This is a genomic window from Armatimonadota bacterium, assembly GCA_039679645.1.
GTDB lineage: Bacteria > Armatimonadota > UBA5829 > UBA5829 > UBA5829 > UBA5829.
In genome coordinates, this window is the sequence record JBDKUO010000061.1 from 70217 (window position 1) to 80151 (window position 9935).

At 53.5% G+C, this 9935-nt stretch carries 7 protein-coding genes; all 7 read left to right on the forward strand.

The window, feature by feature from the left end:
- The first annotated feature begins 4 nt into the window (after positions 1 to 4).
- A complete protein-coding gene (locus ABFD83_12740) occupies positions 5 to 1219 on the forward strand; it encodes an FHA domain-containing protein (protein ID MEN6357936.1) in 1215 nt (404 codons plus the stop codon).
- Between the two features lie 245 nt (positions 1220 to 1464).
- On the forward strand, positions 1465 to 3015 hold the full coding sequence (locus ABFD83_12745) for an FHA domain-containing protein (GenBank protein ID MEN6357937.1): 1551 nt from the start codon (positions 1465 to 1467) through the stop codon (positions 3013 to 3015).
- Between the two features lie 295 nt (positions 3016 to 3310).
- Positions 3311 to 4666: a VWA domain-containing protein gene (locus tag ABFD83_12750; protein MEN6357938.1), complete on the forward strand. Its 1356-nt coding sequence runs from the start codon at positions 3311 to 3313 to the stop codon at positions 4664 to 4666.
- Positions 4663 to 5613, forward strand: a complete 951-nt coding sequence (locus ABFD83_12755) for an FHA domain-containing protein (protein MEN6357939.1) — start codon at positions 4663 to 4665, stop codon at positions 5611 to 5613. Before ABFD83_12750 ends, ABFD83_12755 begins: the two co-directional genes overlap by 4 nt.
- Entirely contained in the window at positions 5613 to 6512 is a 900-nt protein-coding gene (locus tag ABFD83_12760) for a Stp1/IreP family PP2C-type Ser/Thr phosphatase (GenBank protein ID MEN6357940.1), read from the forward strand. Before ABFD83_12755 ends, ABFD83_12760 begins: the two co-directional genes overlap by 1 nt.
- Positions 6513 to 6518: 6 nt before the next feature.
- Positions 6519 to 8216: a protein kinase gene (locus ABFD83_12765; GenBank protein ID MEN6357941.1), complete on the forward strand. Its 1698-nt coding sequence runs from the start codon at positions 6519 to 6521 to the stop codon at positions 8214 to 8216.
- Between the two features lie 243 nt (positions 8217 to 8459).
- Positions 8460 to 9809, forward strand: coding sequence for a family 10 glycosylhydrolase (locus tag ABFD83_12770; protein MEN6357942.1), 1350 nt, complete (start codon positions 8460 to 8462; stop codon positions 9807 to 9809).
- Positions 9810 to 9935: the final 126 nt, after the last annotated feature.

The window sequence follows — 9935 nt, forward strand, 5'->3', positions numbered from 1 at the left end:
TATTATGAGCGCTGGGGCAGCATGCGCCGCGACAAAGATCAATGTCGAGAAAAAAGGCAGCTATGTCTACTGGCTGACCTGCAAGAACGCTTTAGGCGAGATTCAGACCACACTGCCTGCCGTCTTTAAGGGCAAAGGCACTATTCTGGATACAAAGGACCTTCCGGTCAAGTTTACATGTGCAAAGCTCTTTGTGATGAACAAGAAGACCGGGAATATGGCGATTGTGGACTACGCTGCCCCCAAGGACGCAAAATCAGCCAAGCCGATAGACCTCAAGTCGGATGATTTTCAGTATGTCCGCAGTGTCAGGCTCAAGATCGTGACGGAGGACGGCGCGCCTGTTGCGAGAGGAATCGTTCACATAACCGATGGCATGGGCACTGATATGAACACTGTGCTCACCCCGGCAGATCAGGGTTATGCGTCATTTAGCGATGTCGCGACGGGTGAGATCAGCGTAAAAGTAGATGCCGAAGGTCTCAAGAAGACAAAAGACTCGGATATTGAGCTTCCCGAAAAACGCGACACTCTCGGCTTTGAGCGAGATATAAAGGTTTCGGGCGATGTGGACTCTCTGCCTGCCGAGGCAGCCGCAGCGACTAATGATCATTCTGCCAAGCCTGCAGCTAAGCCCGGAGCGGAGTCGTATATACTGCCGAGTATTGTTGGAGTTATCTTCATCGCGATAATAATTGCGGTGTTTTACTCTATCTTCAAGTCTAAGGGGATCACAGCAGGTGAGGCGCTCAAGAAGATGGGTGTGGAACTGCCAGGGGACCAAGCGGCGAATGTGCCTGCTCCTGAGCCGCAGAGCCCCGTCGATCCGAATATATGCCAGTTCTGCGGCCAGAGAAAAGACGCGAACGGCAATTGCGCCTGCACTATTGCTCCCGGCGCATCGCCATTCGGCGGACAGTCTCAGTCCGCAGGTCCGAGGCTGATCGGAACACAGGGCGCATATGCCGCGCAGATTTTCGATATACCGGCGGGCAGCTCCGTGATCGGGCGAGAAGCTTCAAATCAGATTTCCCTGACAGGCGACAGCACAGCATCCAGGCGGCATGCCACCATCACATCGGCGAACGGCGAGTATACGATCCGCGATGAGGGCAGTTCTAATGGGACGTTCGTCAACGGCGCTCGCATAACAGAGCAAAAACTGACTCCCGGCGACGAGATTCAGATCGGCGGGTCCAAGTTTAGGTTTGAAAGCTAAACATTATTTGACGCGTAGACGCACGACGCGCGGACGCAAGACCGTGTTCGGGCGCGATATCTGATCGCGCTCGAAAGAGAATGTAGCGATTAGAAATCGCTGATTTCTGTTCCGGACCGGATCTGATATCCGGTCCGAACTAAGGGATAAAAATGGTTAAAGGTTGTGAGTTAGCGAGTTATGAGATATATTTGCGCTAACCTACAACCCACAACCCATAACTCATAACTCGGAACAGGTTTTATATGGCACGGATAGTTAAATACACATTTGCAGCGATGTTTGGGGCTGTGGTCGCCTGGACTTTGATGGAGCCTACGCCTTTGATGCCCGATGACGGCAGATCTATAGGCTATGGCTCAATAGTGGCTATCGGGCTGATTTCGGGACTCATAATCGGTCTGATGCTGGGGATAGCCGAGGGTTTGTCGGGTCTTTCACCAAGGGATGCGGCGAAAAGCGCAATACTTGGAGCTTTAGTCGGGGCGGCAGGCGGCATGGTTGGCCTGGCTATGGGCAATGCATTTTATAACGGCATGTATCAACTGGCGGGTGCCGGCGCTCCCGCGCAGCAGTTGCCGTCCGATATACCTGCACAGGCGAGACCGGCGTCATCGATAATGCCTGGGCCGCTCTCTTTCGTGCTGCTGCTTATTGGTCGAGGATTTGGCTGGGCTCTGATCGGCATGTTTATTGGGCTGTCTCAGGGCATTGCGACATTCTCGACTAAGAAGATGGTCAACGGCGCGATAGGCGGGCTCATTGGAGGCGGCATCGGCGGATCGGTCTTTGAAATTCTCGCCTGGATGAACCGCGGCGGCGCTGCGAACTTCCCTCCCGGGATGATCCGGTTTATAAGCTTTGCTATTACCGGCGGCGCAATCGGTCTGTTTATAGGTTTTATTGAAGAAGTTGCCAAGCAGGCATGGCTTATGCGCCTGGTGGGTCGAAACGAGGGCAAGGAGTATTCTCTCTACAAACAGATTACCACCATCGGCAGGAGTGAACAGGCTGATATACCCATATTTTCCGATCCTGATGTATCAGAGCGTCATGCGGCGATCAGTGTTGAGGGCGGTCGATATTATGTTGAGGATATGGGGTCCACCTACGGGACAAAAGTCGACAGTCAGGCGATCACAAAACATGCTCTCAGAGACAGTGATGTGATCGAGATCGGCAAGACGAAATTTGTTTTCCATGACAAGGCCAGCGCTCCGAGATATGTTCAGTCCGGCCCTCCTGTAATCGATGCTGTACAGATACCCAGCTCTGACCGAATATGCCCGTTCTGCGGCTCGATAAAGGATGCGGCGGGCAATTGCGAGTGCACTGTGGGCGCGCAGTCGCCTGTTCAGAATATGCAGCAGACAATTCAACAGACGGTTCAGCAACCTGCTCAACAGCCGACAATTCAGCAGCCTGCCCAGCCTCAAGGGCAGCCGTATTTCTTTGGCGATCCGGATCAGGCTCCCGCGCAGCCGCAGCAGCCATCAGCTCAGGCACAGGGGGCAAGGCTTACTGCCATATCCGGCACATATGCGGGAAATACATATGTTTTGGGATCGGGGCAGACTGAGATAGGGCGAGACGCAGCCAAACCAATCGGCCTGCCGAACGACAGCACGGTGTCGCGAAACCATGCAAGAATTGCTCAGGAAGTAACGTGCTATGTGCTCTACGATGCAGGCAGCACAAACGGGACATATGTAAACGGTAATAAAATTCAGCGCCAGGAACTCAAGCCGGGCGATATTGTGCAAATAGGAAACACAAAGTTTCGATTTGATATTTAGTATTTTGTATTGATTATTTAGCTGGTATGTGATGGGTTGCTGATCGTCGGGGATTGGGCGTATGTGGGACTTTAGTCCCTGAGCCGTTATTTGTTATAGGGCTATTTGCCGGGGATTAAAATCCCTGACCATCGGAATAATTTTTATGCCTCCAGGTATCCTACCTGGAGGCCGAGACAATCCCTCCAGGAAAGATTCCTGGAGGGATAATGGATACTGATAACCCAGTCGGCGAAGGCCGACTTCGTGTAGTTGTTGCCGCGGTTTTAACCGCAGGACAAATAAGAGGACTGATATGGATAACAGCACACAAATGATCTTTCCGGATGATCCGAATAAGACTCGCATCGGCGGCATGGACCCGAACGCCACCCAGATGTCGGGAGCCGGTTGGGATGCAAACAAAACGGCCATGGCTTCAAATATTGCGGCGGTCACGGTTGAGTGCATTCCAGGGAATTCGTATGCGCTTGCCACAGCCGAGTCGCGCGAGCATATTCTTGCAAAGATAACTGCCAGCGGCGCTGCGATGGGCTCGCGGATGCCGATAAACATTTGCCTAATACTCGACCGCAGCGGCTCCATGGAGGGCCCGCCGATGGAGTATATGAAGCGGGCCTGCGGGTATGTGGTCGATCTGCTGGAACCCAACGATGTGCTTTCAGTTGTCACCTTCGCGGAGACTGCTCAGGTCCTTATGCCTGCGCGGCGTGTGGTGAACAAGGCTCTGATTAAAGAGCACATCAATAGACTTGATGTGGGCAATACCACCAATCTCTATGATGGAATCGCCCTGGGATGCAGCCAGATCGCGTCCATTCCGGCGCAGGGTTATGTCAATCGCGCGCTGCTCTTTACAGACGGCGAGCCGACAGAGGGCAACAAAGACTTTCAGTCGATTGTGGGCCAGGTCGCCGAGCAAAAGAGCAGGGGAATCACAGTGACCGCCCTGGGCTTCGGCAGCGAGTATAATGAAGAACTGCTCGCCTCTATTGCAAAGCGAAGCGGCGGCAACTATTACTATATCACCCGCCCCGAATTGATCCCCGAGGTCTTTCGCAAAGAGCTTGAGACGCTTATGATGATAATCGCGCGAAATGTGCGGATGCGCGTGCAGATGTCGCGATGGGTGCAGGTAAGGCAGATTTACAACAAGCTCCCGACATTCGGCCATCGCTCAGCCGAGGTGAACCTTACCGACCTCGAACGCGGCGATACTACCAGCGCCGTTATCGAGCTTGATCTCGGTCCCAGGCCCGGCGGAAAATACCGGGTCGCGAAGATCGAGGTGATCTACGATGACTCGATGACCGGCCGTACCGAGACAGTCTCGTGCGATGCCGTGATGGAGTTTACTGCCGATCAAAATCTCATTGCGTCCAGTGTTAGCCCGCTGGTTCAGCGCGAAATAGAGGTCGCGGAGGCGTCCAGGAACCTCGAGAAGACTGTTATGGGTATGCGCACCCAGCAGATAGCTCCCGGTGAGGCTGTCCATGAGCTTGAGAAGACCAGGATGCTCCTTGCGCAGCAGGGCAGGACCATGCAGGCTCAGGAGATCCAGCAGGCCATTGACTCCATCAAACAGGGCTCCGGCGCAGAAAAGACTCTCGTCGGCACAATCATCAATCTCGACCGGGGGAAAACGAAATGAACGAGACAATGAGCTTTGATCAAAACAAAACTCAGATTGCTGGCGCAACTCAGATGGTGATGGAACCGAAAGCCGATGCCACTCAGTTTGCCGCGAATGTGACCTGCCCCGTATGCGAGACTCCAAACCCGCCCTCTGAGACATACTGCATAGACTGCGGTTTTATGCTCAGCGCAGCGCCTGTAGCTGTCGAGGATATGCCAAAGCCGGAGGATGTCGGCAAGCTTTTGACGCCGGACGGCACACGTGAGTTTATCCTCAAGTCTGGTGAGAACAGTATCGGGCGCGAGAATGCGGATATATTGCTCACTCATAATACCGTATCGCGCAGGCACGCGAAGATTACCGTGCAGGACGAACATGTCAGCGTGACTGATCTGGGCAGCACGAATGGGTCCTTCGTCGACGGCAAGAGATTGACCGGTGATGAGAGCGCCGAGCTTAATGACGGCGCAGAATTGATGTTCGGAAGCGTGACGGTAAAATATCAGGCTCCCCTGGCTCCTATTGAAGAAGCGGTTGAGGAAGTTGTAGCAGAGCCTTCGGAAGAAACGGATCAACAGAGCGTTGAGACACCTGTTGAGTCGGAGGCTGAACCGGCAGTTGAGCCGGAAGCGGAAGCAGAAGTTGAGAGCACCGAAGAGAAACCAGCTCCCGCGGGTATGCTCATCGCAAAAGACGAGTCCATGAAATTTGAGATTGCGCAGGGTACAAACACAATCGGCCGCAGGGACGGCGATAACAGTATTGCTATTTCGGACCCATATATATCCGGCCGCCATGCAAATCTGATGGCTGAAAACGGCCTGTTTTCTATCATCGATGTCGGCAGTACGAATGGCACATGCGTTAACGGCGTCAGGCTCGAACCAAATCAACCCAAGGATATACTCGAAGGCGACGAGATCACAATCGGCCAAAAGGTCTTTAGAATAGAGGTGGCTTGATGGGTGACGATGGCCGCGAGATAACGGCGAAAATCAACACTGCCGAGCTTGTCGAGAAGTGGCAGGAGCGCGCGGAGTTTGCGCGAGATATTCAGGTCATAACTCTTCTTGGCGCAAAGACCGACCTTGGCCGGGTGCGCGAGAACAACGAAGACAAGTTCGAGTTTTTTCAGCCCGATGACCCTGATGTCCTGGCGACTAAGGGTTCGTTTTATGCAGTCGCGGACGGCATGGGCGGCCATAATGCAGGCCAGATTGCAAGTGAGCTTGCCCTAAAGACAGCCATCAAGGCGTACTACGCCGATTCTTCTCCTGTAATAGAAGAGTCCCTGCGAGCAGCTCTGCAGCAGGCAAATGCTCTTATATTCGATACCGGACGCGCGATAGTCGAGAGGGCCGGAATGGGGACGACTATGACCGCTCTGGTCATTCGCGGTGAAGAGGCTTTTATTGCCCAAGTGGGTGACAGCCGCCTCTATCGACTGCGCGACGGCAAGATCGAGCAGCTCACCGAAGACCATTCATGGGTCAACGAGCAGGTCAAACGGGGCGGCCTTAGCCCTGAAGAGGCCGAGCTTTCGCCGTTTCGCAATGTGATCACCCGCTCACTTGGGAACGCGCCGAACGTGGATGTCGATATCTATAGTGAGCAGCTTCAAGTAGGGGATAAGTTTTTGCTGTGCTCGGATGGCCTGTCGGGTGAGGTCAAATCAAACGAGATGGCCGATGCAATGAAGAAGAGTGCACCGTCTCAGGCTGCGCAGGATTTGGTCGAGCTGGCACTGGAACGCGGCGGGCGCGACAACACGACCGTTCTCATACTTGCAATTGTTGATATAGTAAAGGGCAAGTGTCCGCCCAAGCGCAAGGGTCTCGGCGCGCTCTTTACGCGAGGTTGATGCATATTGTCCACCTCATCTACAAACACTATCGGCAAATATCAGATCATCAGGGAGATCGCGCGCTCAAACGATATCGTTTATGAGGCGCTGGACCCGTCGATCAATAGGCGCGTCGCCCTGAAAGAGCTTTGCATACCGCCGAATGTAACCGGCGCGCAAAAGCGTGAACGCATAGAACGTTTTTTGCGCGAGGGCAGGGCTGCGGGTAAACTTGCGCACCCCAATATTGTCACGATCTATGATGTCGGCAAAGACAACGAACGCTATTACATTGCGATGGAGTATCTTACCGGCCAGACCCTGCGTGACATGCTTCAGGCGGGTGGGGCGCTCTCGATCAGCGATGCAGTCAACTATACCCTCCAGCTTTGCGATGCGCTCTCATACGCTCATGCAAACGGCGTGATCCATCGTGATATCAAGCCCGATAACGTCCAAATATTGCCCGGCGGGCATGTTAAGCTCACCGACTTCGGGATCGCCCGGATGATGGGTGAATCGTCGATTACTCAGGACGGTCAGGTCTTCGGCACGCCCAGCTATATGTCGCCGGAACAGGTGGCAGGTAAGAAGCTCGATACGCGATCCGATATTTTCTCGGTCGGCGTGATGCTTTATGAGATGATTGCGGGCAAAAAGCCTTTTTCGGGCGACAGTGTGGTCACCATTACCTATAACATAGTCAACATGGAGGCTCCGCCGCCTCCAGGAGCGCCGCCGTATATAGTCGGGGTCATACGCAGGGCCATGGCGAAGGATGTCAATGCGCGGTATCAGAGTGTCGATCAGCTCGCCGAAGACTTACGTGAACAAAAAACGAGCGGGACGTTTCTGCCTGATCCGACATCTGTTCCGGCGTGGCCTCAGCAGCAGGCACCTGGCAGTGTGCAGGACCCCTTCGGCCAGTCGCCTATGCAGCAGTCCATTCCCATGACGCCGTACGGCACACCTGTTCCGTCAACGAGCGCAGGCGCTGATCCGTCTTCGGCTCCCGATCCGTTCGCCAGAAACGTGCCAGTGCAGGCGCAACTGCCTCCCGCTTCGCCGCCGGCACCTGTGATGAGCGCTGAGACGCGCAATTTTCTGGGTGTGTTTATGCTTGTGATCGCTCTGGTAGGAATGCTTTTCTTTGCGGTATGGGCCGTGAACTTGGCTTATACGAGCTATCGAACCAGTCTGACCTCGGATGTGGCGGGTAAATATCTGGTTCAGGGAGATAAGCTATATAAAGCCGGAAACTCGAACGCTGCTGTCCAGCAATGGATGAACGCAGTCCGTGTGTCGCCGGACTCTGATTACGCCAAGAAAGCGCGCGAACGAGTATATTCTGTTGAAGTCGCAATCGCCAGGCAGTATTATGATGCGCGTAACGTATCATCACTCAATGATACTGCGAAAACTTTGATCGAGGCGAGCCCTAACCGGCCTGAGGGATATTTTTACAGCGCTGCTGCAGGCTATTTTGACGGCAATATGGAAAAGGCAAAATCGGACTATGCGAAGGCGATACAATATGGCGGCAATGATACCTACGCCCAGGCAGCGCGCACAAACCTCGGCTCGATTTATCTGGATGAAGGCGACAAGTTTGCGGCGGCAGGTCAGAAAGACCAGGCAGTCGCTTCTTATGACAACGCCAAGAAGTATGGTGATTCGAACATATTGCAGGCGGCTCAGGACAGGATATCGCGTCTGCAGTAGTCAGTTCCCAGACCTTTGCGGTTGAAACCGCGGCAACAAATACACTAAGTGTCCCTTCGGACACTAAGGCCTCAGTCGGCGCAGGCCGACTTTGTGCTATTGTAGCCGTGACTTTAGTCGCATGGTTGCCATATCGCGTTTGCAGTAGCCGGGAACTCGCCGCTTTGCATCGCGTAAAAAATACTACAGCTATACTATGAGGTGCCTCCACGAATGGTGTTCCCGGGAAAGATTATACCGATTATGTTATGCATGCTATGTCTCTCAGCCAATCTAACAAATGCCGATGAAGTTCGCGGCGGATGGGTCACAGCCTGGAATAAGGGGCTATTTACCCCATCCGAAGCCGACGCCACCATAGCCGCTGCAAAAAAGGCTGGCCTGAATACGCTATTTGTTCAGGTGAGGAAAGTGGGAGACGCCTATTATGAGTCGTCCATCGAGCCTCGCGGTGATAATATCGTGCCCGGCTTTGACCCGCTGGCGTACATGATCGAAAAGGGCCACGCGAATGGTATCCGCATTCATGCATGGGTCAATGTCTGCCGAGTGTGGCGCGAAAAGACTCTTCCGGCTGACATTTCGCATATTGTGACCCGTTACCCTGAGTGGCTCAGCAGGGAGTATGATGGCAGTTCTCATGCCGAGGACGGTATGTTTATGGACCCCGGTGTGCCCGATGCCCGCGAGTATACCGCCTCTCTGATTGCAGATATAGCTAAACGCTACGATCTGGACGGCATCCACCTGGACTATATACGTTACCCGGACAGCAAGTGGGGATATTCCGATATTGCTCTGGCAAGATATAAAGCCGAGACAGGCGTATCCGATAAACCTGAACCAGGTGACTCAGATTGGGTTTGCTGGCGAATGAAACAGGTGACTGAACTGGTCAAGCTGATCAGATCGCGCGTTCACGCCGTGAAGCCGAACGTTACGATTACCGCCGCGACCATCGCCTGGGGAGACTGCAAGCCGACCTTCACGGACAATGCAGCTTGCAAGCGCACCTGCCAGGACTGGTGCGGCTGGCTTGCCGGCGGGCTGATTGATGCCGCCGTGCCTATGAACTATCGCAGGGAGAGTAAAGCCGATATGGCAGCTCAGTTCAGGCTCTGGCTCAAGGGCTTCGCAAAGTGGGGTGGCGGTAAACCGACATATGTCGGTATCGATTTGCACAACAACAGCACGTCAAATATCCTTCGCCAGATAGCTGCGGTCAGAAAAGCGGGTCTTCAAGGCTATGTGCTCTTCTCATTTAATGATTTTCCTGTCAGAGACTCCATTGTCGCAGCTCTTGCGAAGCAGCCGGGTGCTTCTTCCAATGTCGAATGCTCTACCAGCGCGCAGTTCTTTGATAAAGGAATTCACTGTGCTGAGGCGAATCAGTTGGGTATGGCGAAGGTCTACCTCAAGAAAGCAATTGAACTCGATCCGAATTATATAGAAGCTCACTTCCGCCTGGGGCGAGTCTACCTGCGTGAAAAAAACTACACAATGGCACAGCAGGAGTTCGAGGCTACTCTTCAGCTCGATCCGTCGCATGCAGGCGCGAAGTCTGAACTGGACGGGCTTGCGTTTCGGGAATAAAGAGGCTGTCTCAAATCCCATTAGCCTTATATACATAATCGACCATATTTGCGTATATTATCTGTGATCGCCAGATTGATACAATCAAACGTTTGATATTAGCAAGATATTGCCTTGCATCGGCAT

Bases quoted from the DNA above. Each gene is read 5' to 3' on its own strand.
- ABFD83_12755 (MEN6357939.1), top strand. From the start codon at position 4,663: ATGAACGAGACAATGAGCTTTGATCAAAACAAAACTCAGATTGCTGGC.
- ABFD83_12740 (MEN6357936.1), top strand. From the start codon at position 5: ATGAGCGCTGGGGCAGCATGCGCCGCGACAAAGATCAATGTCGAGAAA.
- ABFD83_12750 (MEN6357938.1), top strand. From the start codon at position 3,311: ATGGATAACAGCACACAAATGATCTTTCCGGATGATCCGAATAAGACT.
- ABFD83_12745 (MEN6357937.1), top strand. From the start codon at position 1,465: ATGGCACGGATAGTTAAATACACATTTGCAGCGATGTTTGGGGCTGTG.
- ABFD83_12770 (MEN6357942.1), top strand. From the start codon at position 8,460: ATGTTATGCATGCTATGTCTCTCAGCCAATCTAACAAATGCCGATGAA.
- ABFD83_12760 (MEN6357940.1), top strand. From the start codon at position 5,613: ATGGGTGACGATGGCCGCGAGATAACGGCGAAAATCAACACTGCCGAG.